Here is a 25,048-nt window from a genome sequence, read left to right as displayed (position 1 = left end):
GGTGGTGACCCAACTTTTCACAGCTTCAAGCTTAAGCCAAGAAATTTTGTTAGCTTGTTACGCTTGGGCAAGAACAGTTATTGCTTGTCGGGATCATCCATATAGCTTTGCAGCAGGTTGAACTGCATCATCAGAAACGCCATCAAGGCAATGGGAAAGCCGAAGGTTTCGATCTTGACCCATAGGTCCGTTGACATCGTGCGCCAGACCAATTCATTGGCTGCGGCCAGTACCGCGAAACAGGCACACAGACGCCGGGTGAGGATCATCCAGCCCTCGTGCTGCATGGGTAGCATCTCGTCCAGAACATATGCCAGGTAGGATTTCCCCTGCAAAAGCCCGATCCCGAGGATGGCGGAAAAGAAGCCATAGACCAGCGTTGTTTTCATCTTGAAAAACCGCTCGTCATTGAACCACGCGGTGAGGCCGCCGAAGAAAATCACCATGAATGCGGTGAAAATCTGCATCCGGCTGAGTTTGCCAGTCAGGTACCAGAGGATGCCCATGGCAGCCAGCATCAGCGGCACGAACAGGATGGTGGCGACGATGAACCCAGAATACTCGGTGCCGCCGATCACGAAATTGTCATCACGCAGGCGCAGGTAGATGAAGAAGAAGGCCAGTGGGGGGCCAAGTTCCAGTACCTGTTTGAGGAATGGGTTGATGTCTTTTTTCTCTGCCATGATTCCAACCTGCTGCTTACCCGCCCATTTCAACTATTACTGCGCCGAGTGCAATCAATGCCATCAACGCAATGCGTCTGGGGCCGACAGTTTCTTTCAGCACCAGCCAGCCGATGAGTGCTGCGAAAACGGTGGAGGTTTCGCGCAGGACCGCCGCCTCTCCGACCTTGTCCAGTCGCGTGGCGAGCATGATGGCACCGAAGGACATCGGCGCGATGATGCCGCCCGCGAACCCGCGAAGCATCAGAGGTCCAAGCGCAGGGCGGTGGATCATTGCGCGGTATCTGAGCGCAGCATAGATCGGCATCGCGGCCCCGTCGATCATGAAGAACCACGCTAGGAAGGTGAACGGATCGGCCGTAGCGCGGATACCGTAGGCATCATAGGTCGTATAGAGCGCCACGAAGAGGCCCGTGACGACCGCCAGCACCAGCGCGATTTGCAGCGTATCTCGATTGGTCTCAAGGTAGCGCAGGTTATAGGCGGCAAGGCCGAAGATACCCGCAAGAAGCGTCGCGACTCCAAGCCATTGGATGGCCGAGAAGGTTTCACCGAACAAAAGATAGGCTCCGATCACGGTGAAGAGCGGGCCAGTACCGCGCACGACCGGATAGACAACGGTATAGGAGCCTTTGGTGTAGGCCATCGCCTGCAGCACCTTATAGCCGATATGGATCAGCCAAACGACGCCAAAGATCGGCCACATGTAAGGTTCGGGCCATGGCACGATAAAGAAGGCGAATGGCATCGCCATAAGGCAGTAGCAGGCATCGATCGCCCCGCGCGACATCCACGGGTCGTGGCGGCCTTTTTGCAGTGCACCGAAAACCGCATGCAGGAAGGCCGCCATCAGCGCGAGCGCGAGGGCGAGTTGGTGGCCTGCTTCGGTGCCTTCGAGGGAGATCAGCCAGTCGCTCAAATCGGGGCTTTCGCTTGGGCGGAGAGAGTGGGGGGCTGTCTGCCCCCCACGCCCCCCGAAGGTATTTTCGGCCAGATGAAGGGGCGGATCAGGATTGTAAGCCCGTCAGGGCGGCGGCGAATTCTTCGGGATCAAACGGGGCGAGGTCGTCGATTTGCTCACCGACACCAATGGCGTGGATCGGAAGGCCGAACTTGTCGGCGAGGGCGACCAGCACGCCGCCTTTGGCTGTGCCGTCCAGTTTGGTCATCACGAGGCCCGAGACATCAGCCAGTTTGCGGAAGGTTTCGACCTGACTGAGGGCGTTTTGCCCGGTGGTGGCGTCCAGCACCAGCAGAGTGTTGTGCGGTGCGGTGTCGTCAACCTTGCGGATGACGCGGACGATTTTGGCCAGCTCTTCCATCAGGTCGGCGCGGTTTTGCAGGCGGCCTGCGGTGTCGATCATCAGAAGGTCAGCACCTTCGTTCTGGGCCTTGGTCAGTGCATCGAAGGCGAGCGAGGCAGGGTCGGACCCTTCGGGTGCCGTCAGTACGGGCACGCCTGCGCGGTCACCCCAGACCTGCAACTGTTCGACGGCGGCGGCGCGGAATGTGTCTCCGGCGGCGATGACGACTTTCTTGCCGGCGGCTTTGAACTGGCTGGCAAGCTTGCCGATTGTCGTAGTTTTGCCCGAACCGTTGACGCCAACAACCAGCACCACTTGCGGGCGTTTCGGGTAGATCGGCATTGGTTTGGCCACGGGTTCCATCACGCGGGCAACCTCCTGCGCCAGCAGCTGTTTGATTTCCTGGGTCGAGAGTTTGCGGCCAAAGCGGCCCTCGGCCATGTTGGACGTAACGCGCAAGGCGGTGTCGACGCCCATATCCGAGGCGATCAGAAGCTCTTCGAGTTGCTCCAGCATGTCGTCGTCCAGCGTGCGGCGGACAACGGTCTTGGATTCATTTCGGCCGAACAGGCGACCCATCAAGCCCTTGGATTCTGGAACCTCTGGGGGTGGAGGCGCCGGTGTGGGATCAGCCGGGATCGGAGCGGGAGGCTCGACCGGTTGGGGCGCGGGCGTGGGTTCAGGTACTTCGGGAACCGGTTGCGGTTCGGGCTCTGGTTCGGGGATCACCGGATCAGGATTTGGGGTTTCCTCGCCGCCATCCTCGACAATTGCATCCAGCCCCTCTTCGAGGCGCGATGAGGATTTGAACAGCTTGTCCTTGAGCTTTGAGAAAAACGCCATTTTTGATCTCCGCAGGTGTTCCCTTCACCTAATGTGGATTGAAGGCAGTTGCAAAGGGTCAGGTGAAGGCGATCAGAAACCCGGCTTGGGCAGCCCAGTAAAGCGGCCAGACCAGATAGGGCGTAAGCTTCAGGGTCGGGTGATTGGCAGGTAGCAGGAACTTTTCAGTCGCAAGCGCCAGGTCCGAGGCGATGAAGGCCATCGCGGCGGGAAGGGCCCAGCGTAAGGCTCCAGTTTCGGGAAGGGCAAGAACGGTGATGCCCATGCCCAGGATGATTGGAATATAAGCGAGGACGGGGATTTTGAGGTCTCCGGCGCGGGGGGTGAGCAGCGTGGCCATAACGATGCCCAGGATGATCAGGGACCAGAAGATCGCGGGGTGGTCGAAGATCTGTTCAGGGCTGCTGCTGGGGCTCGTCAAAAATAAGGCGATATAGGCCAAATGCCCCGCAGCAAATGCACCGATGCCTGCCATGAATGTGCTGTCGGTTTCGCGTGACAGAAGGGCATCACCTATCGCGCAGAAGGTGAGGGCGAGGATCAGGAGCCATGGCGCGCTTGCCAGTATGGCGACGCCTGCCAGCAGCACGACCGATGCTGTTTTCAGCATGCTACGCAGGGTGCCGGCCGGGCGCGCGGTAAGTGGCAGGTAGGCCAGCGCGCAGGCCGCCGCAATCCAGAAAAGAAGTGTCGTCATGGTGCGTCCCCGATGTTTTTGAGTCAATCATCGCCATGATCTCGGCGGTGCATCAAGGCGTGACGTGGAGTTATCTTGCCGATCGCCACGATGTGGAAAGGTTGAATGGCACTTGTGGGTTGCTTCTGACACAGTGTGACCATGATCCGAACTTGCATGATTCTGCTGACCCTTTTCGCTCAGCCCGTTGCGGCACAGTCGCCTCTGACAGGGCCTGAATTCGATGCGTATACGCGTGGGAAGACTTTGTATTACGGGTTCGATGGGCAGGCCTACGGAGTCGAACGGTATCTGCCAGACCGCCGAGTCATCTGGTCATTTCTGGATGGCAATTGCATGAACGGAGTTTGGTACGAGCAGGAAGATCAGATCTGTTTCATCTATGAGGATCAACTGGCGCCGCAATGCTGGGTTTTCTGGCAATCCGGGGGCGGTTTGATCGCACAATTCGAGGGCGATCCGACAGCGACCGAGTTGTACGAGGCCGAGGATATTGGCGAAGAGATGTTGTGCTACGGACCGGATGTCGGGGTCTGAAATGGTCGCAGGTCTTCATAGTCCAGCATGACGTGATGTTGAAACGCGGGCCTTTCGGTTAGCCGTTCATAGTATCGACGCAAATGCGGTAACGGTGCGCGGACGATGTCAATATCGTAGTAGCGGTAAAGGACGTGGCCGAGCTGTATATCCGCCAGTGTAAATTGCTCACCCCCAAGGAACGTGTTTTGGTCCAGCTCCTTGTCTGCGATTGCCAGTTTGATTTCCAAATCGCTGACGGCCCGATGGATCGCTGTTTGGTCCTGCTGTTCAACGGGTGTTCGCACAATTTGCCAGAACACCGGAACGGTAAACGCCATCGCCACGTTGAGTTTCGCCCATTCGGCCCATTTGTCGATCGTGGCGCGCCGGGCAGGATCTGAAGGCCAGAATGCCTGTTCGCCATATTGGGTGGCCAGATATCGCAGGATGGCGCCGGTTTCCCAAAGCGGTGGGTTGTCGCCATCTTGCAGGACGGGGATGGTTTTGTTTGGGTTCAGTGCCCGAAACGCTGCAGTGTCCAGCCCGCCGAAGCGATGGCCAAGATCGTGACGCTGGTATTCTAGGCCAAGCTCACCCACGCACCACATTAGGGCCTGAACGTTCGAGGATGTTTTACGGCCCCAGATCGTCAACATCGGTCAGAACAACGATCCCTGATCAGGAGGTGCCTGTTTGGATTTCTTGGGTGGCGCCTTGCCCGCAGCCCCGGTCCTGAGGCGACCGTCAGCGAATTCGATCTCAAGAACAGCGTGACCGGAGGCTTGAGCTTTGGTTGTGATGACCTCTCCTTCGGCGCGCACGACGGCGTAGCCACGCCCGAGCGTCGCCTTGTAGCTCAGCGTTTCACGTAGGCGGTCGGTGGCGTCCATCTGCTGGCGCAGGCGGTCCAATCGCGTGGATTGCCCGGTGTTCAGGCGTTCGGATAGGCGATTCAGAGCGTCGCGCCGTGTTTCCAGCTCGCGCTGGATCGGGCGCAGTGACAGGCGTGAGGACAGGTTGCGCCAGCGATCGCGGCGGGTTTCGACAAAGCTGCGCAGGGTCGAGGGGCGCAGACGCGCCGCACTGTCCAGCAGTTTGACGCGGCGGTTCTGAACACCCCGGATCAGCGCGTTGGGCAGGCGTTCCGAGATTTGGTCGAGCCTTTGGCGCGGGCTTTCCAGCAGTGTATCGGGGCGGGGCAGGGCTCGGGACAGGTCGCGCAGACGCTGGCTGCGGCGTTGCACGGCATCCGTGGAGGCGCGCGACAGGCGGGCCCCTTGTTCGTTGGTCCAAGCCAGCAGTTCCATGCGGACCGGTACGGCAAGTTCGGCAGCGGCGGTTGGCGTAGGCGCGCGGCGGTCCGAGACATAGTCGATCAGGGTGGTGTCCGTCTCGTGCCCGACGGCCGAGATCAGCGGGATTTCTGAGGCTGCAGTCGCGCGCGCGACGCTTTCTTCGTTGAAGCCCCAGAGGTCTTCTATGGACCCACCGCCGCGCGCGACGATAATCAGGTCGGGTCGCGGGAGGGCCCCGCCCGGTGTGAGTTGATTGAAGCCCTCGATGGCGCGGGTCACTTCGGGGGCACAGTTTGCCCCCTGAACCGCGACGGGCCAGATCAGTACTTTGCGCGGGAACCGATCACGCAGCCGATGCAAGATGTCTCGGATCACCGCACCGGAGGGCGAAGTGACAACGCCGATGATCTGCGGCAAGTAGGGCAGGGGTTTCTTGCGTTCAGCCGCAAACAAGCCTTCGGATTCGAGCTGCTTTTTGCGCTTTTCCAGCAATGCCATCAGCGCGCCTTGCCCGGCGACGGCGACTTCATCGACATTCAGGTTGTATTTCGACTGGGCTCCAAAAGCTGTCAGGCGCCCGGTGACGACAACCTCGAGGCCTTCTTCGGGAACAACTGAAAGACCAGAAATCTGCCCTTTCCAAGTTGTGCAGGCCAGCACGTTCCGGTCGTCCTTTATGTCGTAATACAGATGGCCCGAGCGGGCCTTGAACACGCGGCCCACTTCTCCACGCACACGGATTCGGCCAAAGGTGCCCTCGAGCGTGCGCTTCACCTCGCCCGAGATGTCCGAGACAGTGTATTCAGGGGTGTTCTGACCCGGAATCGGGTCATCTAGCAGGTCGGACATTTCAGCGCCTTGTGTCAAATCTCTGCGCAGCTTAGAACGCCGCGCAGGCAAGGCCAAGCAGATCGGAGCGATTCATGAATATCCTCATTCTCGGCAGCGGTGGACGCGAGCACAGTCTGGCTTGGGCGGTGATGCAAAACCCCAAATGTGATCGCCTGATTGTGGCGCCGGGGAATGCCGGGATTGCCCAGATCGCAGAGTGCGCGGCGTTGGATATCGAGGATGGCGGTGCTGTGGTCAACTTTGCCGAGGAAAACGCGATTGATTTCGTGATCGTTGGCCCCGAAGCGCCTTTGGCCGCAGGGGTTGCTGACCGGCTGCGCGAAGCGGGTGTGCTGGTTTTCGGGCCCTCGGCAGAAGCGGCGCGGCTGGAGGCCTCAAAAAGTTTCACCAAGGAAATCTGTGACGCATCCGGCGCGCCGACGGCGGCTTATGCCCGGTTCACCGAGGCTGAGCCCGCCAAGGAATACATCCGTGCGCAGGGGACCCCGATCGTGGTCAAGGCCGATGGGCTGGCTGCCGGGAAGGGCGTGATCGTTGCGATGGACGAGCAAACCGCCCTGGACGCGATTGACGACATGTTCGGCGGAGCCTTTGGTGGCGCGGGGGCCGAAGTGGTGATCGAGGAGTTCATGGAGGGCGAGGAGGCGTCTCTGTTCGTGCTCTGTGACGGAGAGGATATCCTGTCGATTGGCACCGCACAGGACCACAAACGCGTTGGCGAGGGCGATACAGGGCTGAACACTGGCGGGATGGGCGCCTATTCTCCGGCCCCGGTGCTGAGCGCCGAGATCGAGGCCCTTGCGATGGATCAGATCGTGCACCCGACGGTGGCCGAGATGAAGCGGCGCGGGACACCGTTTCAGGGTGTGCTCTACGCCGGTTTGATGATCAGGGATGGTCAGCCCAGATTAGTGGAGTACAACGTGCGGTTCGGAGATCCCGAATGTCAGGTGCTGATGATGCGCCTTGGCGCTCAGGCCATGGACCTGATGCACGCGGCGGCCGAGGGTCGCTTGGCTGAGACGCGGGTGAACTGGGCCGACGATCACGCCATCACGGTCGTGATGGCGGCAAAGGGGTATCCTGGTTCTTATGAAAAAGGCACTGTGATCAACGGCCTGGGCGATCTGGCCGAGGATAGTAGCAACATGGTATTCCACGCGGGGACAAAGGCGGCTGATGGAAAGGTTCAGGCTTCGGGCGGGCGCGTTCTGAATGTGACTGCGCGTGGGGAAACGCTGCAAGACGCACGCGACCGGGCGTATGACATGGTTGAAGGTGTTGATTGGCCTGAAGGGTTCTTCCGTCGCGACATCGGCTGGCGCGCGCTGTAGGTTAGCGGTCGGGCTGCGCCCGGCTTGATGATTTCGGGGCGAGGGGCCAGCCCCTCGCGCTCCCCAAGAGATTTATGGCCAGATGAAGGGCGGATCAGCACTTTAGTGCGTTGGACAGATCTGTGAGACTGTTGAGTGGTCCGTGGTCTTTTTGTCGCCAGCCCTTGCTGTACGAGACGCCTATGATCCGCGACCAGTCGGCGCTGGCGAGGATCAGCTCTGGGTGCGTTTCGCATTGGCGCAGGCCGCCTGAAATGAAATCTTCTCCGATCCTGTGATTGGTAAGGCCAGGGATTGTGGCGATTTCAATGAGTTCACCGTCTTTGTAACGCCAGATGCGCAGAGTTTTGGCAAGGTGTGGGCGGTCGACATAGGCGATCTCGACATGTCCATCACCGTCCAGATCGGCGGCACCGATGGGGGCGAGCCAGCGGTTGCGCGTGCCGATATGGGGGGTGGCGGCGATTTTTTGACCATTGACGTCATAGATCGCCAGTTGAGCACCCGTATGCTGCTGGGTCTCTACAACGATGACTTCGGGCAACCCGTCCTGATCGATATCGGCCAGGCGTGGGGCAAGATCTTCGAACACGCGGTCTTCAGGCAGACGTATTGTAACGGTCGAGCGTTTGGAGCTATCGACTTTTCGCCGCGCCGCCGAGGAAAGACTTGTACCGACGCCGATTTCCAAAGCACCGTATTCGATGGCGTCGCCAAGCACCCCATGGGCGTAGCGTGTTGTTGGTTCCGTGAAGCGAGCAGATACTTTGGTTTCGCCGCTGGCTGCGGGCATATTCCCCGTTAGCCAAATGCAAACCATCAGAACAGCGCCGCGCGCCCGACGGTGCCAAAGGCGGTTGGGCTGGCGCGGCGCATCAGGGTGCATCAGATCTGCTTTTCGGGCATCTGCACAACCAGACCATCAAGCGCGTCGGTGACCTTGATCTGGCAGGTCAGGCGCGAGCGGGTCGGGTCGGGTTCATAGGCGAAGTCCAGCATGTCTTCTTCCATGTCGTCCTTGGCGGGGATTCTCTCGACCCAGTCAGGATGAATATAGACGTGGCAGGTTGAGCAGGCGCAGGCGCCGCCGCAATCGGCCTCGATGCCGGGGATGTTGTTGTCGCGGGCCCCTTCCATGACCGTCAGCCCGTTGGCGACGTCGACTGTATGTTCGGTACCGCTGTGCTCGACATAGGTGATCTTTGCCATTGCTTGCGTCTTCCTTTTGCGATGTTCGAGAGCTTTCTTAGTGAAGGGAATTAGGTGATTCCAGTGGCAATTGCGACTCTGGATGCCGTGTTTGGATTTTTGCGGCTTTGGTAAGGCTAAGTTTGCGTGCCTGGCGACGCGATTGCAGGGAAACACTGAGAAAACGAATTTGCCTGATGAGTGCTACCAGCGCCCGGACGCGCCCCCGCCACCAGATCGACCGCCGCCGAAACCGCCCCCGCCAGAGCTTTGGGAAACCTGAGGGATATAGTAGCTGGTTTCTTCAGCGTAATCGCATTTTAGGCATTCGATCCGGCGAATACCCGAACCGGCCCTCGTTGTACTTGCGGAGAGCGTGATGCGTCGCCTCTGGCGCAGACTGCGGTTCCCACATTTTGGGCAGGTTCGAAGTCGTACCAGACCATCACTTATGAAATTGCGGCCTTTGAGCATCATAATCATCATGGCAAAGAGGCCAAATATCCAGAGACCTAGATCATCATTTGTTTTCTTGGCGGGCGCGGCCTCGCCAGTGCGAAAAGGCTTTATGATCTGATCTATGATAGCCGTAGTGCCGGCCTTGATCCCGATTGCATAATTGTTTGCTTTGAAGGCCGGGAGGAATTGCGTGTCAACAATGCGTTCCGCGGCGTGATCCCAGTCGCGCCCATAGGCGGCGCCAAGCTCGATTCGCATAGCCCGGTCATCCCGTAAGACCATCACAAGCACACCATCGTTTCGAGAAGCGTCGCCGATCCCCCAGTGGTCAAAAAGCCCGGTGGCAAACTGTTCGAGCGTCAGACCGTCGGCATAGTCGCCTTGAGTGCGCAGTGTCAGGATGGTCATTTCGACCCCTGTCTCGCGTTTGAGCCCATCTAGTTGCTCAGCAAGTGCCTCCTCGTCCAACGGGCTGAGCAAATTGGCAAAGTCGTTGACGGTCGTGCTTTGATAGTCGGGATAAGTTTGCCCAAATGCAGTATTGGCCCAAATCATTAATAAGACGAAAACAATTCTCATGGCTGCCCGCGTGTTTTTCGGAAGCGTATCACCGAGCGACACGCTAGCAACCGGGATATGGCCCGACCCTGGAAGGTTGTGTGTCAAATGCCGATGATGGTTTTCGGTAACGATTACCGCCTGAACAATACCCCCTGCGACTGCCGGTCCCGATGATCCCCGCGCAGTTCTGCATGTAAGGCTCGGCCTGCCTGCACGCTGGGTCGGGCGCTCATCATGTCCAGCCAGCGGGTGAAATGCGGTTTGTCCTCAAGCACCTGTTGCTGGCCTTCCCATAGGCTGGCCCAGCCCCAGATCGACATGTCGGCGATGGAGTAGAAATCGCCGGCGACGTATTCGTTTTCGGCCAGCCTGCGGTCGAGCACGCCGTAGAGACGCCCGACCTCACTGCGATAGCGGTCTTTCGGATAGGAATGGTCTTGTGGCGGGTCTAGATGTGGAGCGTATTTAAGGAAGTGATGCGCTTGGCCGGCCATCGGGCCTACGCCGCCCATTTGCCACATCAGCCATTCCTCGACTGCGATCCTGTCACGTTCGGTATTGCCGTAGAATCGCCCGGTCTTGCGGGCGAGGTACATCAGGATCGCGCCGCTTTCGAACACCGAAATAGGCGCGCCGTCAGGGCCGTCCGGGTCGACGATGGCGGGCATGCGGTTATTGGGCGAGATCTTTAGAAACTCGGGATCGAACTGGTCGCCCTTGCCGATGTTGATTAAGTGGGTTTTGTAGGGCAGCTCCATCTCTTCCAGCGCGATGGACACTTTCCAGCCGTTGGGCGTGGGCCAGAAATAGAGATCAATCATGGGGCCTCCTTGAATTTGGGCGATCATGAAGCTTTCTGCACAAACGGCAAGAGCGCGCGTGGCTGTGTTACGAAAGCGTGACCGGTGATCAGTCGGGCTTGACGTGTTCCGGGGCGGGGCGTAAACGCATCTTCATTCATGTGGCGATTTGTTACCGGATTGCGGGCCACGTTAAACAACACCGCTAAAAGGTCAGGATGAAAGACCCCTTTCGCTTGGCCGCGTCTGGGGTTTTTTGTTTGCCTCCAATGCGGGGCTGAAAGGAATGAGATGAGCGAGAGCTGGAACAAACGCACCCAAGCCGTCCATGGCGGCATCCGTCGCAGTCAGTACAATGAGGTTTCTGAGTCGATCTTTCTGACGCAGGGGTTTGTCTACGATAACGCCGAGCAGGCCGAGGCCCGGTTTATCGAAAGCGGCCCGGATGAGTTCATCTATGCCCGCTACGGCAACCCCACCGTGTCGATGTTCGAGCAGCGTATCGCAGCTTTGGAAGGCGGCGAGGATGCGTTTGCCACCGCTTCAGGTATGGCCGCTGTGAACGGTGCGCTGACTTCGATGCTGCAGGCGGGCGACCATGTGGTTTCAGCCAAGGCGCTTTTTGGGTCCTGTCTGTATATCCTCGAAAACATCCTGACGCGTTATGGCGTTGAGGTGACCTTTGTAGACGGCACCGATCTGGACGCGTGGGAGGCCGCGATCCGGCCTGACACCAAGGCAGTGTTTTTTGAATCCATGTCGAACCCGACGCTTGAAGTGATCGACATCACGTCCGTGTCGAAGCTGGCCCATGCGGTGGGTGCGGTTGTAATCGTGGACAACGTGTTCTCGACACCCGTGTTCTCGCGCGCGATCGAACAGGGAGCCGACGTGGTGGTCTATTCGGCGACCAAGCATATCGACGGGCAGGGCCGGGCGCTGGGCGGCGTGATCATCGGCACCAAGGAATTCATCCGTGGCACGGTCGAGCCTTACATGAAGCACACCGGCGGTGCGCTTAGCCCGTTCAGCGCTTGGATCATGGTCAAAGGTCTTGAAACCATGGCCCTGCGCGTAAACGCGCAAGCCGATAGCGCGCAAACGATCGCAGAAGCTTTAGAAGGGCATTCTGCACTGGAGCGGACTCTGTATCCCGGGCTGAGAACCCATGCGCAAAACGCGTTGGTGCAAGAGCAGCTGGGCGGCAAGGGCGGTACGGTTCTATCGCTGGACATCAAGGGCGGCAAAGCGGCAGCGTTTGCGTTCCTGAATGCGCTGACGATCCCTGTGATCTCGAATAATTTAGGCGATGCCAAGTCGATCGCAACGCACCCGGCCACCACAACGCACCAGCGTCTGAGTGACGAACAACGCGATGAGTTGGGTATCACGCCGGGCCTGATCCGCCTTTCGGTTGGGCTTGAGGATGCCGGTGATTTGCTGGCGGATATCCAGCGCGCGCTAGACGTATCTCAGGGCTAGTGTTGCGCCGGGAATGCACCATCAGGCGGATGTGATCCGCCTGATCCGGCGCATTTGGTTGTAAAATGACGATTTCTTGCCTCGAATTTCGATCCGGACTGCTATTCCGCGCGTATCGTTCAGGACTGGTAATTAAACCTCGGTGGTATATAACCGTCGGCCTAGCAAGGGATCCGTGCCAATGAACATTCATCCGCGCGACATCAACGAGACACCCGATCACGATCAGGCCGCAGCGGCGCTCAAGGTGCTGCGCGAATGGGCGAAATCAGCCTCGGCGGCCGAGATCAGTCAACTGGACCCGGCCATTGCGCAGCTTGTCCCGGGGCTGTTGCCGTCAAACTATCCAGCCCTGTCGCGCGAATATCCCCACGAGTTTGAGGCGGATGCAGCCTACAAGGCCACATTGCCGGATCTGCAAAACGGTCCATCCAGCCTGATCCGGGGTTCGAAGCAGCAAATCCAGCATGTCGGCATCTCGAATTTCCGCCTGCCGATCCGGTTCCATCGCAAAAGCGGTGCCGAGCTGACACTTGAGACCTCGGTCACCGGGTCTGTCAGCCTTGAGGCCGAGAAGAAGGGCATCAACATGTCTCGGATCATGCGGTCCTTCTACAAGCACGCCGAGCGCACCTTTAGTTTTGAGGTGATGGAGGCAGCGCTGAACGACTATCTGACTGATCTGGATAGTTTGGATGCGCGCATACAGATGCGGTTTTCCTATCCCGATCGGATTGAGAGCCTGCGTTCGGGCTTGTCCGGATACCAATATTACGACATCGCGCTGGAACTGGTCGATCAAGGCGGAGAACGTCTGAAGATTATGCATCTGGACTATGTCTATTCGTCCACATGCCCCTGTTCATTGGAACTGAGCGAACACGCGCGCGCAACCCGCGGGCAGCTGGCGACGCCGCATTCCCAGCGCTCGGTGGCGCGGATTTCGGTGGTTATCGATTGCAACGCCGATTGTCTGTGGTTCGAAGATCTGATCGCGCTGTGCCGCCGCGCTGTGCCGACCGAAACTCAGGTGATGGTCAAGCGCGAAGATGAACAGGCCTTTGCCGAACTGAACGCGGCCAATCCCATATTCGTGGAAGATGCCGCGCGTCTGTTCTGCGCCGAGCTGCAGGCCGATCATCATGTCGGCGATTTCCGTGTGATCGCCAGCCATCAGGAAAGCCTGCACAGCCATGATGCGGTCTCGATTCTGACCGAAGGTCCAACCTTCGAATCCGCGAGCCTGGACCCGCGTTTGTTCACGACGCTGTTTCATGTGGGCTGATTGACCCTGCGGAAGCTGCTGGAAAAACAGTCAAAAATCCTGCATGGGCGCTTTTTTGCCGCAATGCAGCAGGAATTGCTGCATCTGCACCCTGAATTGCGCTACATTGTCCCCGAGTGCAGCTGCTGCGCATCCGTAAAAACCGGGTCGCGCAGCCCGAAAGGAAACCGGGACGTGCAACGCCTTGGACCGCCAACCTGCAAATCCGCCCGGACGATTGGGGCGGGCGGGGTCCTTTACTCATCTACCCGCTGCCTCGGTTTTATCAGGAGAGACATGCAATGAATCCGATTACTCAACCGCTTGAGTTTCAGGCAGCGGCCATCCGGATGGCCGGTTACGCAATGGCCAGTCAGATTGAGATCATGCAGATCATGACCCGCGCGGCGTTTGATCTGCCGACGACACCTCTGCACGGACTGAAGACAGCCGAGGCACCCGCACCAGTTGCCCGCGAAGTGGCGACACCAGCAACGCGAAAGCCAGCCAGACCGGCTGCAAAAGCCAAGGTTGCAGTAAAGCCTAAAGAGGCGCCGAAACCCAAAGCAGCACCAAAGCCGAAGGCGGCGGCTAAGCCTGTGGCGGCACCAGCGCCGAAAACGGCGGCTCCTAAGGTTGCGGCCGCTGCACCCAAGGCGGCCCCGGCCGCCAAAACGGCTGTGAAAGCAGCACCGGCGAAGGCCAACGTATCTGCGAAACCCACCTCGAAAGCGGCCAAGCCAGTATCAACGGCGGCCAAGCCGGTTGCGGAGTTCAAATCTTCAGCACAAGCCAAGGCGCAACCGGCAGCCGCAGCGCCGAAAGCATCAGCAAACACGGCAAAAGCGGCGCCCAAGGCACCTGCGGTAGCTAAGCCCGCCCCGGCCAAGCCCGCCCCGGCAAAAGCTGCGCCTCAGGCCAAAGCGGCTCCGAAACCTGCCGCTGCAAAACCTGCGACGAAGAAACCCGCAGCTGCGTCGGCTGAGCAGGCCAAACCGGCACCGCGTCGTGCACGCGCCCCGTCGAAGCCACCCGCGATGCCGGGCGTTGAGATAAAATCCGACAGTTAACACGGATCATCTGCTTGACACCGTCGGGCTGGCGCGCCAACGCTGCCCGTCATGATGGATCTTCGCCCGGTCGGATATGTGATTGGCCTGCTGGTCGCCATTCTAGGGGCGACCATGCTGCTGCCCATGCTTGTCGACATGATCGAGGGGCGGGGCGAGTGGCATGTTTTCTTTGAAAGCGCGGTCATAACACTGCTGACCGGCAGTGTTCTTGCGATGAGTTGTTCCAACGGAGTGGGCGAAGGTCTGACCATCCGTCAGACCTTTTTGCTGACCTCGGGTGTCTGGGTGGCGTTGCCGGTTTTTGGCGCAATTCCGTTTCTGTTCGGCGAAACTGAACTGCGTTTCGTCGATGCCTATTTCGAGGCGATGTCGGGGCTGACCACCACAGGTTCAACCGTGATCTCGGGGCTCGACGAATTGCCACAGGGCTTGTTGCTCTGGCGGGGCGTTTTGCAATGGTTGGGGGGCATCGGAATCATCGTCGTGGCGATGGTGTTCCTACCCGAGCTGCGCGTTGGTGGGATGCAGATCTTCCGCTCGGAAGGGTTTGAAACCATGGGGAAAATTCTGCCCCGCGCGCAAGAGATCGCCGGGCAGATTTCCTTGATCTACGTATTTTTGACGGTGGTCTGCGCATTGGTCTATGCCGGTTTCGGCATGAGCTTTTTTGACGCCGTCGTACATGCCATGACCACAATCGCGACGGGCGGGTTTTCAAACTATGACAGCTCTTTCGCCCGGTTTTCGGGACCTCTGGAATATGCCGCTGCCATCTTCATGATCCTCGCGGCGCTGCCATTTGTGCGGTATGTGCAATTGGCCAATGGTCACACAAGCTCGTTGTGGAAAGACAGCCAGATTCGGGCGTTTCTGGCAACCATCGTGGTTCTGGTTGTGATTATGTCGATCTTCCTGACTTCGGTCTTTCCGCACCATTGGGAGCAGGCGTTCCGCGAGTCGCTGTTCAACATCACATCGATCATTTCGGGCACAGGGTACGCGAGTGTCGACTATATGGGCTGGGGCAGTTTTCCGGTCATGTTGTTCTTCCTGATCGGATTGATTGGCGGTTGCGCGGGGTCCACCGCGTGTTCGATCAAGGTGTTCCGCTATCAATTGCTGTTTGCGTCGATTAAAACCCAGCTCAGCCGAATTCGTTCGCCGCATGGTGTGTTCGTGCCGCGCTATGATGGACGACCGATCAGTCGCGACGTGCTGACCTCGGTCATGAGTTTCTTCATGTTCTTTGCACTATCGATGGGGGTTCTGTCGTGGGCGCTGGCCCTGACTGGGTTGGACTTTATCACCTCGGTATCGGGGGCCGCGACGGCACTGGCTAATGTGGGGCCGGGACTGGGGGAACAGATCGGGCCAGCAGGCAACTTTGCGGGGCTGAATGACGGTGCCAAGTGGCTGCTGACGATCGGGATGCTGGTCGGACGCCTTGAACTGCTGGCTGTCTACGCAATCTTTACCGTTCAATTCTGGAGAGGCTAATGAAACGACCCCTTGGGGCGCAGATCTCGCACATGCTTAAGGATCGTGGCGTTGACGTGATCTTTGGCATACCGGGCGTGCATAATCAGGAGATGTATCGCGGTATCGAAGAGGCCGGGATCACGCATGTTCTGGCCCGGCACGAGCAGGGGGCCGGTTTCATGGCCGATGGATATGCCCGCGCGTCTGGCAAGCCGGGGGTGGCCTATGTGATCACCGGACCGGGCCTGTGCAACATCATGACGCCGATGGGGCAGGCTTATTCGGATTCGGTGCCGATGCTGGTGTTGTCTTCTTGCCTCGAAGAGACACAAGCACTGCGTGGCCAATTGCATCAGATGAAGGATCAGCGCGCTGCGGCCGAGACAGTTACAGACTGGTCCTGTCAGGCGAACAATGCCCAGGCTGCCTATGGTCTGATCGAGCGCGCCTTCGAAGAGTTTGAGCTGTCGCGCCCGCGACCGAAACACATTCAGGTACCCATCGCGCAATTGGAGGCCGAGGCAGCGCCTGCGCCTTTTCCAAACCAGCCTGCCTTGCGCAACCAGACTGTTCCACCGGATGTGGCACCGGTTCTGTCGCTGCTGAATATCGCGCAGCGGCCTTTGTTCATATTAGGCGGCGGGTGCCGGTCTAACCTTTGGCGACAGATCCTGACCCAATTGGGGGCGGCGTGCTTCACGACGTATGCCGGTCGCGGGCTGGCCGGGTCCGATTATCCGCTGGATTTCGGATCGATGCTGCCACGACCGGGCAGCGCCAAAGTAATTGCCTCGGCTGATCTTGTCGTTGTTGTCGGTGCTGAACTGGGCGAGGTTGATCTGTGGCGCCATGATCTGGGCCACAACGCAACTATGGTGCGTGTTGATCTGGACCCGCAAGTGCTGTCAGACCACCATCGTGCGGCTGTCAAACTGCAGGCAGATGGTGAGAGTTTTGCGCATGCGCTGTGGGCAGTGTCCGATCAGGTAAAACCATCCGCTGGTTGGTCTGCGGACGAGGTGCGCGAGGCGCGCGCGCGCTGGCGGGCCGAGGTAGATGCCGAGCGCCCGGGCATTGTCCCCGTGGTCGATGCACTCAGGGCGGCCATGCCCTTGGATACGATGATTTATTCGGACATGACCCAATTCGCGTATGTCGCGAAAGAAGTCTGGGACATGGGCTTTCCTTATCATTGGCACCACCCGACTGGATTTGGCACGCTGGGTTACGCCCTGCCAGCCGGGATCGGTGGTGCAGTAGCACGGCGGGGCAAACCCACAGCGGTCATCGCGGGTGACTATGGTTTTCACTACACAATGCAAGAACTTGGGGTGGCTGTCGAACTCGGCCTGCCGCTACCCATCATTCTGTGGGACAATGGTAAACTCAAAGAGATTGAAGAGAGCATGGTGTGCGGACAGATCGCGCCCAATGCGGTGATCGCGCGAAACCCGGATTTCTGCAAACTGGCCGAGGCGTTCGGGGCGCTGTCAGCTGCACCGAAGACGCTGGATGAGATGCAGGACGCAGTGCGCGCCGCCTTTCAGGCCGAGGTTCCCACATTGATACGGGTCACACCGGATATCCTGTAAACCTATGAAAAAAGGCGTGCACCTTCGTGCAGCGCCTTTCCCTGAACCTGATTGTTCAGTCCCAGCAGTGCACCAGAACGGTCATTCCGTTGGCTCTGCGGCTCAGTTCGTTGGGTGAAATCTGGGCTGAGCCTTGCGCGGGCTGACCTGAGATGCCCGCCTTGGTCAGAACTTCGGTCAGACGTGCCACATTCGCCGCAAGGCTGACCGAGTCGGGCAGGGTACGCCCATCGGAAGGGGCAGGTAGCAACATGCCAACAACGCTGCCGCTATCGTCAAAAACAGGTCCTCCCGCGTCGCCGGGCTGGGCGGACAGTGCAAGGCGTTTGACGCCATCTTCTCCATTCAGGCCGCGGATATCAGCGATTTCGCCAAAGGTCAGAGTAGGGGCACCCAATGCGCCTTCGTAAGAAAAGCCCGAAACAGCGACCTGAGACTGAATACGCGGAACGCCCGCGCGGAACTCGGCAACACTGATCGGGGCTAGGGTCTTGCTAGGACGCAGCACAGCGACACCAAGGTCGGCATCCTGCCAAGCCAGCTGAACCTCTTGGTCACCGTCCAGCGTGATGCGGGTGCAGCTTTCAGCGGCCTCGGTGACCGTCAGAACCGTACCATCAGCGTCGGCGAAGAAGCCCGATCGCGATAGCCGCGGTTTGCGGATTTGCAGTCCTGACATCAAATCGATGCGCTGGTCAGCATCCGCTCCAGCACCGGCATCCAGTACGGCATCGGTCGTGGCAAAGCTTGCGCGCATCGCGGCCAGAACTCGGGCGCGGCGAGCCTCATCCCCGGCAGGCCAGACCAGCGTGAAACCTTTGATCTTGCCGTCTTTCAGAGCTGCTTGCGTGAACGAGGTCATGCCATTTCCGCGCCCTTCAATCGTGAAGCTGTTGCCGCGCAGGCTGCGCTCACCGTCCAGAGGAACGATTTCAAGCGACTGCATCACTTGATAGAGCGCCCGCAGGGTTGCGGCAGAGCCTTCCTGCGAGATCAGCAGCGCCTTGGCGTCCAGATCAGAAGTGGGGTTGAAATGGGCAAAGGGTGCCTCGTAACGGTCAAAGCCCAAGACGCCTATTGGCATGTCCAGTTCGATCCCGGCTTGCGGGTCGGAATAGCGTACCATCCCGACGCTGATCAGTGGAGCGTTGTAGTCATCCATCAGGGTTTTGCGCTGCAGCGTGGTCAGAACGCCAGTCGCGTCGAACCCGTTGGAACGTTGCCAATCGCCCATCGAGCGGCGGGTGCCCTGACCAAAGGCTCCGTCAATTGTTGAATTGTAGAACCCGGCTGCCTGCAACGCGGTTTGCAGGTCTCTGCGCTCTTGCGCGGTCAAAAGGCGTTCGCCTTGCAGAGCCTGCGAACGGGTTTCATCTGCGTCCTGCAGGGTAAGACCGGCCAAGGGCTGCTCTGGCTGCGGCTCGGGCTGGATCGGGGCGGTGACGACGCCGCGGTTCAGGATGTTGGCACCGATGGGCCAGAACTGTTGCCCCAGCGCGCTGGAGAAGGCGATGAAACTGTCCGATGGGATCTGACGCTCGGCCCTGTAAACGCGCAGCACCTGTTCGGCGTCGTCGCGTAAATAGGGCCCGATAACAATGGCATACCAGCCAGAATTCAGCCGAAACCCGTTCACATCGGGCAGCGCGTTCGCATAGACCTGCGCCCGTTCCTGCGCCTCGCGCAGCGACGGCTGCGCCTCGATCTGAACAAAGACGCCCGCATCTTGCTGGGCAAAAGCGGCGCGCAGGCCGAAGAGGATAAAGAATGTAATAACCGTAAATACGCGTGTCATTGTCTGCCCGTGTTCTGCAGTGTTTTCACTTTGGCGCAGATTACGCGGAATCGCGGTCCGATTGCCATGCCCGGAATACGGGGAATTCTGTGTGTGGCCGCTCAGCGACAGAGTGGCCGATTGGCCCGTTGACGCCCTTGGATGCCTTGCATAGGAAGGGCCGAACCCACCGGAACCGGGCGCTTGGGCGTCCAAGGGAATAGTCATGACCGAACCCAATAGCGCACCACGTTCATTTCAAGAGATTATCCTAAGGCTTCAGTCCTATTGGGCGTCGAAAGGTTGTGCGATCCTACAGCCCTATGACATGGAGGTCGGCGCAGGTACGTTCCATCCGGCAACCACGTTGCGCGCTTTGGGGTCCAAGGCTTGGTCAGCGGCCTACGTTCAGCCCTCGCGTCGCCCGACAGACGGACGTTATGGCGAAAACCCGAACCGGTTGCAGCATTACTATCAATACCAGGTGCTGATCAAACCCAGCCCGCCGGATCTGCAAGAGCTGTATCTGGGCAGCCTTGAGGCCATCGGCATCGACATGGATCTGCACGACATCCGCTTTGTCGAGGATGACTGGGAAAGCCCCACTCTGGGTGCGTGGGGTCTGGGATGGGAGGTCTGGTGTGACGGCATGGAAGTCAGCCAGTTCACCTATTTCCAGCAGGTCGGCGGCCATGACTGTGCGCCGGTTTCCGGTGAGCTGACCTATGGTCTGGAACGTCTGGCCATGTATGTGCTGGGCATCGACCATGTGATGGACATGCCCTTCAACGATCCTCAGTCGCCCAGCCCGCTGACCTATGGCGACATCTTCAAGCAGACCGAAGAGGAATACGCCCGCTGGAACTTCGATATTGCTAATACCGAGGTCCTGCTGCGCCATTTCGAAGAGGCTGAAACCGAATGCGCGACCATTCTGGCGCAGGAACATGACGACCCGAAGACGGGCAAGCGCATCATCATGGCGCATCCCGCATATGATCAGTGCATCAAGGCCAGCCACATCTTCAACTTGCTGGACGCCCGCGGGGTGATTTCGGTTACCGAAAGACAGGCCTATATCGGCCGCGTTCGCGCATTGGCCAAGCAATGCGCAGATGCGTTCGTGCAGACCGAGGCTGCCGGGTTCGAAGCTTGATGCAGCGCCTAGGCCAGTCCGGGCAACAACGCCTTCAGGCCGTCTGCGATCATGCTGATTGCGATAGCCGCAAGGATCATGCCCATGAAGCGGCTCATTATCACTCGGGCATTGTCCGACAGCCGCTTAGCCAACGCCGATGCGTTCCAGAACGTGATCAAAAGCAAGGCCACCACGAACAGAAATACACCTGCATAGACAACGGTTTCGACCGGGGTTTTGATGTGGTGCGCATAAAGGATCAGTGTTGTGATTGTTCCGGGGCCGACCAGAATGGGAAAAGCCAAGGGATAGAACGCAACGGTCTCGGGCGCGGGATAGGATTTCTTTTCTCCGTCGGTTCCGTGATGCGAGCTGCTCTCGTTCCCGTTCAGCATGTTCAGGCCGATCATCAGTACAACAAGGCCACCGGCGACGCGCAGGTCATCGACGCTGATGCCAAAGAGCCCAAGCGCTTGACTGCCGATCGCAGCGAAGGCGCCACCGAGGATCGTGCAATAAAGCGCAGTCTTCACAGCCACTTTGCGTTGATCCGAAACGGGCAGGTCTTGCGTTACACTCAGGAACACAGGCAAGTTGGTAATCGGATTCATGATTGCAAAAAGCGCGCCAAAGAATCCGACGGCAAGAGTGGTTTCCATGCGAGTAGCCTCGTTTCTGACCGTACTGCTTGGGAACCTGTCTTATTTTCTATGAACTTGAAAGAGGTGGCGTAAACGATGACTGGAAAATTGGTTGCGCTAATCCTTCTGATTTCTGGCGTTCTGGCCGGTGCTGGCATGTATTACCTGCAGGTTTATGGGTTCTATTATGAGGTAGAACCGCGCCCTGGCCAGGATGTGGTCCTGCTGGCGCAAGGGGCGGAAGCGCCCGAAGCCATCGCCTATACTGGGTTTAAGGCCATTGACGCCGACAGCTCTCCGATCCGGTATCGGGCCTGTTTCGAAACCGAGTTGAGGCCGGATCAAATGGTGGATTTTACCCCTGTCGAGAACCCCGAGCCATTGACCGCGCCAGGGTGGTTTGACTGCTACGACGCAGTTGCGCTTGCCGACGTATTGAAATCGGGTCAAGCACAGGCTTTCTTGGGCACCAAGAACATCCATTACGGTGTCGACCGGATCGTTGCCATTACACAGGATGGCAAAGGCTACGTCTGGCATGCGCTGAACAATTGCGGTGAAAAAGCCTATGACGGCACGGTTGTGGGCGAGGAGTGCCCACCCAAGCCCGAGGGCTGATGCAGATGGTCGTTGAGATACCGGAGTTCCTGACAGCAACGCTGGGCTTTGCGGTCTATCTGCTGGGGGCAGAGATCAACGCCCGTGTCGCACAATTGCGCAGCTTCAACATCCCCGAGCCAGTAACTGGGGGCCTTCTGGCCTCGCTCGTGGTATTGGCGCTGTATCTTGGTTTCGGCATTGAGCTATCCTTTGGCTTGACCGCACGAGACTTTCTATTGGTTCTGTTCTTTGCCGGGATTGGTCTAAATGCCCGTCTGTCCGATTTGATTGCGGGCGGCAAGCCTTTGCTTTTGCTTCTGATTTTGACGCTTCTGACCATCGTTGCGCAAAACGTGATCGGCGCTGCGGGGGCCGCGATGTTCGGTTATCCGGCGCAAGCCGGGGTGCTGTTCGGGTCTGCTGCGCTGATCGGGGGGCACGGAACCGCGATCGCCTGGGCCCCCGAAGTTGCGGGCGCCACCGGTTTGAGTGGCGCAACCGAGTTGGGGGTGGCCGTGGCCACATTGGGTCTCGTGTTGGCGGCTTTGGTCGGGGGGCCGATTGCGCGGCTGCTGATCGAGGGGCGCAAGCTCAGCCCCGAACGACCCGGGGAAGAGCATACGGTGGGTTTGCCCAATGAGGTCGACCAGAAATCCGAGATTGATCATCTGACAATCATGCGGGTGCTGCTGTACCTCAACCTCGCGATCATTTCAGGCGCGATCCTGAGCGAAGCAATCAGCGCCGCAGGGCTGAAACTGCCGTTGTTTGTGCCCTGCCTTATCATGGGGATCGTGATTGCCAATCTCCGCGCTATGTTCGCGCCGAATGCCAAGCCGGTCTCACGCACGCCCTCGCTGGCGCTGATCTCGGAATTCGCGCTTGGTGCATTTCTGGCGATGTCGCTGATGAGCCTGCAACTGTGGACCATCGCCGAACTGGGCCTTGCGATTGCGGTGATCATGACCGCCCAGACCCTGTTTGCCGTGGTGTTCGTGATCTGGGTTCTGTTTCCGTTGATGGGATCGAATTACCGCGCCGCCGTTCTGGCCGCCGGGTTCGGGGGGTTCGCTCTGGGTGCTACCCCCACAGCTATCGCAAATATGACCGCCGTAACCAAGCGGTATGGCCCATCACCTATTGCCTTTATCGTACTGCCCCTTGTATCCGCATTCTTTGTAGACATCGCCAATGCCATCGTCATCCAGACGATTGTAAATTTCTAAGGACCGAAAATGCCCGACCTGCTGATCGAACTGTTTTCCGAGGAAATCCCCGCGCGCATGCAGACCCGCGCCGGTGAAGACCTGAAAAAGCGGATCACCGATGGTCTGGTCGAAGGCGGTCTGACCTATGGCTCTGCCGCTGCACTGACGACGCCGCGTCGCCTGACGCTGGCGGTTGAAGGCCTGCTGGCGGAAAGCCCGACAATCCGCGAAGAACGCAAAGGCCCAAAGGTCGGCGCGCCTGACAAAGCCATCGAAGGCTTTCTACGCGGCGCGGGACTGACCCGAGACCAGCTGGAAGAGCGCGACACGCCCAAAGGCGCAGTGTATTTCGCCACCATTGAAAAGGCGGGTCGTCCAGCAGCTGAAATCATCGCCGAGGTCTTAGAAGCTACCATTCGAAACTTCCCCTGGCCCAAATCCATGCGCTGGGGGGCTGGATCGATGCGGTGGGTACGGCCTTTGCACTCGATCTTGTGCATCCTGACCGATGAAGCAGGCGCGCAGGTCGTGCCGCTTGCGATCGAAGGGATCACGTCCGGTGATACGACTGAGGGCCATCGTTTCATGGCCCCGAACCGGTTTACGGTGACCTCGTTCGAGGATTATGCCGCCAAGCTGAAACGCGCATTCGTGGTGCTGTCGCCCGAAGAGCGCACCGAACATATCTGGAACGATGCCCAGAACATGGCCTTCGCCGCCGGTCTGGAAGTGGTCGACGACAAGGGTCTTCTGGCCGAGGTTGCCGGTCTGGTTGAATGGCCCGTTGTGCTGATGGGGCAGATCGACGAGGAGTTTCTTAAGCTGCCGCCCGAGGTACTGCAGACCTCGATGAAAGAGCATCAGAAGTTCTTTTCTGTGAAGAACGCCAAGACGGGGCGGATCGAGCGCTTCATTACCGTCGCCAATCGCGAGACCGCCGATAACGGCGCAACCATTCTGGCGGGGAACCAGAAGGTTTTGTCGGCCCGTCTGGCCGATGCGAAATTCTTCTGGGAGAACGACCTGCGCGTTGCCAAGTCGGACATCGCCCAATGGACCCGCGCGTTGGAGAATGTGACCTTCCACAACAAGCTGGGCACGCAGGCGGAACGCATCGACCGCATTGCCGCGCTGGCCCGAGAACTGGCCCCGGTGGTCGGGGCGGATGCGGATCAGGCCGAGAAAGCCGCGCGTTTGGCCAAGGCTGATCTGAACTCCGAAATGGTCTATGAATTTCCTGAACTACAAGGGCTTATGGGGCGGTATTACATCGAAGCGGCAGGCGAGGATGCCGCAGTGGCCGCCGTTGCGCAGGAGCATTACTCGCCGTTGGGGCCGTCGGATGATGTTCCGACCGCACCGTTGTCTGTGACAGTGGCGCTAGCCGACAAGCTGGACACGCTGACCGGGTTCTGGGCGATTGATGAGAAACCAACCGGGTCGAAGGACCCGTTTGCTCTGCGTCGCGCGGCGTTAGGGGTAATTCGACTAATCGTGAATAATGATCTGCGTCTTCGGTTGGACCGTTTTTTCGATAGTCAACTGGTTCGATCAGAACGCGCTATCAATGAGGCTTTGCCCGAAGCGAATGTCCGCGATCTCCTGGAAGAAATCGCAAAACATGGTGTCTTTGGTGCTTCATTCCAGACTGTCAAAGAAAAGCTTGAAGGATCGCCCGCAGCAGCATTTCTTGAGCTTGAGAAAAAGGTTCCTGACGCGTCTGACGATCTTCTTTCTTTCTTCCACGACCGCCTCAAAGTCTTCCTCCGAGACGAAGGCATCCGCCATGATGTCATCGACGCTTGTATCGCGATGGAGGGGAATGACGACCTCAACCTGCTGGTCAAACGCGCCCGCGCTCTGAATGCGGTGATTGCGACCGAGGATGGAGAGAACCTCGTGCAGGGGTTCAAGCGTGCGAACAACATCCTGTCTCAGGCGGAAGAGAAGGATGGAGTCGAATACTCTTACGGCGCGGATGTGAAGTTTGCTGAAACTGACAGCGAAAAGGCACTGTTTGCAGCGCTTGACGCGGCAGAGGCCAAGATCGATCCCGCGCTGAAGGCCGAGGATTTCCCGACAGCGATGGCGGCAATGGCCGAACTGCGCGGGCCGGTGGATGCGTTCTTTGAGGACGTGCAGGTCAATACCGATAATGACATTCTGCGCCGCAACCGTCTGAACCTGCTGAGCCAGATCCGTAAGGTCTGCTCTAGCGTTGCTGATCTGACCCGTATCGAGGGATAACGCCCTTGCGCCAAG

Annotated in this window: 23 protein-coding genes and 1 riboswitch; of the genes, 11 read left to right on the top strand and 12 right to left on the bottom strand. The window is 58.8% G+C overall.

The features are described 5' to 3' along the window. Positions 1-77 precede the first annotated feature (77 nt). The 4 genes from ACRZ96_RS04800 to ACRZ96_RS04785 form a co-directional block, all read right to left on the bottom strand. On the bottom strand, positions 78-683 hold the full coding sequence (locus ACRZ96_RS04800) for an inner membrane-spanning protein YciB (RefSeq protein WP_170393548.1): 606 nt from the start codon (positions 681-683) through the stop codon (positions 78-80). A gap of 16 nt (positions 684-699) precedes the next feature. Continuing rightward, positions 700-1,602: a DMT family transporter gene (locus tag ACRZ96_RS04795; protein ID WP_170393546.1), complete on the bottom strand. Its 903-nt coding sequence runs from the start codon at positions 1,600-1,602 to the stop codon at positions 700-702. 88 nt (positions 1,603-1,690) lie between these two features. Further along, the gene (gene ftsY, locus ACRZ96_RS04790) at positions 1,691-2,830 is read right to left on the bottom strand and encodes a signal recognition particle-docking protein FtsY (RefSeq protein WP_170404941.1); all 1,140 of its coding nucleotides are present in this window, start codon (positions 2,828-2,830) and stop codon (positions 1,691-1,693) included. A 58-nt stretch (positions 2,831-2,888) separates the two neighbouring features. Further along, positions 2,889-3,527: a lysoplasmalogenase family protein gene (locus tag ACRZ96_RS04785; RefSeq protein WP_480704476.1), complete on the bottom strand. Its 639-nt coding sequence runs from the start codon at positions 3,525-3,527 to the stop codon at positions 2,889-2,891. A gap of 156 nt (positions 3,528-3,683) precedes the next feature. Here ACRZ96_RS04785 and ACRZ96_RS04780 point away from each other — a divergent pair, with 156 nt between their 5' ends. Then, a complete protein-coding gene (locus ACRZ96_RS04780; protein ID WP_255612129.1) occupies positions 3,684-4,064 on the top strand; it encodes a hypothetical protein in 381 nt (126 codons plus the stop codon). Here ACRZ96_RS04780 and ACRZ96_RS04775 read toward each other — a convergent pair. Next, the gene (locus tag ACRZ96_RS04775; RefSeq protein ID WP_480762274.1) at positions 4,040-4,702 is read right to left on the bottom strand and encodes a glutathione S-transferase family protein; all 663 of its coding nucleotides are present in this window, start codon (positions 4,700-4,702) and stop codon (positions 4,040-4,042) included. The genes ACRZ96_RS04780 and ACRZ96_RS04775 overlap by 25 nt on opposite strands. Before the next feature lie 3 nt (positions 4,703-4,705). Next, complete coding sequence (xseA, locus tag ACRZ96_RS04770; RefSeq protein ID WP_170393536.1) at positions 4,706-6,190, bottom strand: exodeoxyribonuclease VII large subunit; 1,485 nt, start codon at positions 6,188-6,190, stop codon at positions 4,706-4,708. 74 nt (positions 6,191-6,264) lie between these two features. Between xseA and purD the strand changes: the two genes are divergently transcribed. After that, positions 6,265-7,527, top strand: a complete 1,263-nt coding sequence (purD, locus tag ACRZ96_RS04765; RefSeq protein WP_170635543.1) for a phosphoribosylamine--glycine ligase — start codon at positions 6,265-6,267, stop codon at positions 7,525-7,527. Between the two features lie 94 nt (positions 7,528-7,621). On the opposite strand, the gene ACRZ96_RS04760 is transcribed toward purD, so the two are convergent. The 4 genes from ACRZ96_RS04760 to ACRZ96_RS04745 form a co-directional block, all read right to left on the bottom strand. Beyond that, complete coding sequence (locus tag ACRZ96_RS04760; protein WP_480814268.1) at positions 7,622-8,320, bottom strand: FG-GAP repeat domain-containing protein; 699 nt, start codon at positions 8,318-8,320, stop codon at positions 7,622-7,624. 92 nt (positions 8,321-8,412) lie between these two features. Continuing rightward, the gene (locus ACRZ96_RS04755; protein ID WP_170404961.1) at positions 8,413-8,736 is read right to left on the bottom strand and encodes a 2Fe-2S iron-sulfur cluster-binding protein; all 324 of its coding nucleotides are present in this window, start codon (positions 8,734-8,736) and stop codon (positions 8,413-8,415) included. 183 nt (positions 8,737-8,919) lie between these two features. Further along, a complete protein-coding gene (locus ACRZ96_RS04750; RefSeq protein WP_480771348.1) occupies positions 8,920-9,753 on the bottom strand; it encodes a TPM domain-containing protein in 834 nt (277 codons plus the stop codon). A gap of 113 nt (positions 9,754-9,866) precedes the next feature. Further along, positions 9,867-10,556, bottom strand: a complete 690-nt coding sequence (locus ACRZ96_RS04745) for a glutathione S-transferase N-terminal domain-containing protein (protein ID WP_480704484.1) — start codon at positions 10,554-10,556, stop codon at positions 9,867-9,869. Between the two features lie 130 nt (positions 10,557-10,686). Next, positions 10,687-10,764: riboswitch (SAM riboswitch) on the top strand. A 62-nt stretch (positions 10,765-10,826) separates the two neighbouring features. On the opposite strand from ACRZ96_RS04745, the gene metZ reads away from it, so the two are divergent. The 5 genes from metZ (at position 10,827) to ACRZ96_RS04720 (ending at position 17,425) form a co-directional block, all read left to right on the top strand. Then, on the top strand, positions 10,827-12,017 hold the full coding sequence (gene metZ / locus ACRZ96_RS04740) for an O-succinylhomoserine sulfhydrylase (RefSeq protein WP_223118223.1): 1,191 nt from the start codon (positions 10,827-10,829) through the stop codon (positions 12,015-12,017). Positions 12,018-12,198: 181 nt separating this feature from the next. Beyond that, positions 12,199-13,302, top strand: a complete 1,104-nt coding sequence (folE2, locus tag ACRZ96_RS04735) for a GTP cyclohydrolase FolE2 (RefSeq protein WP_170563343.1) — start codon at positions 12,199-12,201, stop codon at positions 13,300-13,302. 281 nt (positions 13,303-13,583) lie between these two features. Further along, entirely contained in the window at positions 13,584-14,351 is a 768-nt protein-coding gene (locus tag ACRZ96_RS04730; protein ID WP_480704486.1) for a hypothetical protein, read from the top strand. A 51-nt stretch (positions 14,352-14,402) separates the two neighbouring features. Then, positions 14,403-15,851 (top strand): TrkH family potassium uptake protein, encoded by a 1,449-nt coding sequence (locus tag ACRZ96_RS04725; RefSeq protein WP_170393516.1) that lies wholly within the window; start codon positions 14,403-14,405, stop codon positions 15,849-15,851. Then, the gene (locus tag ACRZ96_RS04720) at positions 15,851-17,425 is read left to right on the top strand and encodes a thiamine pyrophosphate-binding protein (protein WP_480704488.1); all 1,575 of its coding nucleotides are present in this window, start codon (positions 15,851-15,853) and stop codon (positions 17,423-17,425) included. The genes ACRZ96_RS04725 and ACRZ96_RS04720 overlap by 1 nt, the downstream gene beginning before the upstream one ends. A 55-nt stretch (positions 17,426-17,480) precedes the next feature. On the opposite strand, the gene ACRZ96_RS04715 is transcribed toward ACRZ96_RS04720, so the two are convergent. Next, positions 17,481-19,220, bottom strand: coding sequence for a serine protease (locus ACRZ96_RS04715; protein WP_480704490.1), 1,740 nt, complete (start codon positions 19,218-19,220; stop codon positions 17,481-17,483). Between the two features lie 205 nt (positions 19,221-19,425). On the opposite strand from ACRZ96_RS04715, the gene ACRZ96_RS04710 reads away from it, so the two are divergent. After that, complete coding sequence (locus tag ACRZ96_RS04710) at positions 19,426-20,355, top strand: glycine--tRNA ligase subunit alpha (RefSeq protein WP_170511026.1); 930 nt, start codon at positions 19,426-19,428, stop codon at positions 20,353-20,355. An 8-nt stretch (positions 20,356-20,363) separates the two neighbouring features. Here ACRZ96_RS04710 and ACRZ96_RS04705 read toward each other — a convergent pair whose 3' ends face one another. Beyond that, entirely contained in the window at positions 20,364-20,996 is a 633-nt protein-coding gene (locus ACRZ96_RS04705) for a MarC family protein (protein ID WP_223118220.1), read from the bottom strand. A gap of 78 nt (positions 20,997-21,074) precedes the next feature. Between ACRZ96_RS04705 and ACRZ96_RS04700 the strand changes: the two genes are divergently transcribed. From ACRZ96_RS04700 to glyS, 3 genes are read left to right on the top strand one after another with little or no spacing between them, the layout of a single operon-like run. After that, the gene (locus tag ACRZ96_RS04700) at positions 21,075-21,596 is read left to right on the top strand and encodes a DUF6446 family protein (RefSeq protein ID WP_480814267.1); all 522 of its coding nucleotides are present in this window, start codon (positions 21,075-21,077) and stop codon (positions 21,594-21,596) included. Next, a complete protein-coding gene (gene gltS, locus ACRZ96_RS04695; RefSeq protein WP_480814292.1) occupies positions 21,596-22,804 on the top strand; it encodes a sodium/glutamate symporter in 1,209 nt (402 codons plus the stop codon). Before ACRZ96_RS04700 ends, gltS begins: the two co-directional genes overlap by 1 nt. A gap of 9 nt (positions 22,805-22,813) precedes the next feature. Continuing rightward, complete coding sequence (gene glyS, locus ACRZ96_RS04690; RefSeq protein ID WP_480814266.1) at positions 22,814-25,033, top strand: glycine--tRNA ligase subunit beta; 2,220 nt, start codon at positions 22,814-22,816, stop codon at positions 25,031-25,033. Positions 25,034-25,048 lie beyond the last annotated feature (15 nt).

Source organism: Ruegeria sp. CF1, from assembly GCF_056537445.1.
Note: the sequence above shows the minus strand (reverse complement) of the source record. Positions and strands in the feature narration are given on the sequence as shown.

Coding starts and splice junctions, on each gene's coding strand:
- ACRZ96_RS04800 (WP_170393548.1), bottom strand. CDS start 683: ATGGCAGAGAAAAAAGACATCAACCCATTCCTCAAACAGGTACTGGAA.
- ftsY (WP_170404941.1), bottom strand. CDS start 2,830: ATGGCGTTTTTCTCAAAGCTCAAGGACAAGCTGTTCAAATCCTCATCG.
- ACRZ96_RS04785 (WP_480704476.1), bottom strand. CDS start 3,527: ATGACGACACTTCTTTTCTGGATTGCGGCGGCCTGCGCGCTGGCCTAC.
- ACRZ96_RS04780 (WP_255612129.1), top strand. CDS start 3,684: ATGATTCTGCTGACCCTTTTCGCTCAGCCCGTTGCGGCACAGTCGCCT.
- ACRZ96_RS04775 (WP_480762274.1), bottom strand. CDS start 4,702: ATGTTGACGATCTGGGGCCGTAAAACATCCTCGAACGTTCAGGCCCTA.
- xseA (WP_170393536.1), bottom strand. CDS start 6,190: ATGTCCGACCTGCTAGATGACCCGATTCCGGGTCAGAACACCCCTGAA.
- purD (WP_170635543.1), top strand. CDS start 6,265: ATGAATATCCTCATTCTCGGCAGCGGTGGACGCGAGCACAGTCTGGCT.
- ACRZ96_RS04760 (WP_480814268.1), bottom strand. CDS start 8,320: ATGCCCGCAGCCAGCGGCGAAACCAAAGTATCTGCTCGCTTCACGGAA.
- ACRZ96_RS04755 (WP_170404961.1), bottom strand. CDS start 8,736: ATGGCAAAGATCACCTATGTCGAGCACAGCGGTACCGAACATACAGTC.
- ACRZ96_RS04750 (WP_480771348.1), bottom strand. CDS start 9,753: ATGAGAATTGTTTTCGTCTTATTAATGATTTGGGCCAATACTGCATTT.
- ACRZ96_RS04745 (WP_480704484.1), bottom strand. CDS start 10,556: ATGATTGATCTCTATTTCTGGCCCACGCCCAACGGCTGGAAAGTGTCC.
- metZ (WP_223118223.1), top strand. CDS start 10,827: ATGAGCGAGAGCTGGAACAAACGCACCCAAGCCGTCCATGGCGGCATC.
- folE2 (WP_170563343.1), top strand. CDS start 12,199: ATGAACATTCATCCGCGCGACATCAACGAGACACCCGATCACGATCAG.
- ACRZ96_RS04730 (WP_480704486.1), top strand. CDS start 13,584: ATGAATCCGATTACTCAACCGCTTGAGTTTCAGGCAGCGGCCATCCGG.
- ACRZ96_RS04725 (WP_170393516.1), top strand. CDS start 14,403: ATGATGGATCTTCGCCCGGTCGGATATGTGATTGGCCTGCTGGTCGCC.
- ACRZ96_RS04720 (WP_480704488.1), top strand. CDS start 15,851: ATGAAACGACCCCTTGGGGCGCAGATCTCGCACATGCTTAAGGATCGT.
- ACRZ96_RS04715 (WP_480704490.1), bottom strand. CDS start 19,220: ATGACACGCGTATTTACGGTTATTACATTCTTTATCCTCTTCGGCCTG.
- ACRZ96_RS04710 (WP_170511026.1), top strand. CDS start 19,426: ATGACCGAACCCAATAGCGCACCACGTTCATTTCAAGAGATTATCCTA.
- ACRZ96_RS04705 (WP_223118220.1), bottom strand. CDS start 20,996: ATGGAAACCACTCTTGCCGTCGGATTCTTTGGCGCGCTTTTTGCAATC.
- ACRZ96_RS04700 (WP_480814267.1), top strand. CDS start 21,075: ATGACTGGAAAATTGGTTGCGCTAATCCTTCTGATTTCTGGCGTTCTG.
- gltS (WP_480814292.1), top strand. CDS start 21,596: ATGCAGATGGTCGTTGAGATACCGGAGTTCCTGACAGCAACGCTGGGC.
- glyS (WP_480814266.1), top strand. CDS start 22,814: ATGCCCGACCTGCTGATCGAACTGTTTTCCGAGGAAATCCCCGCGCGC.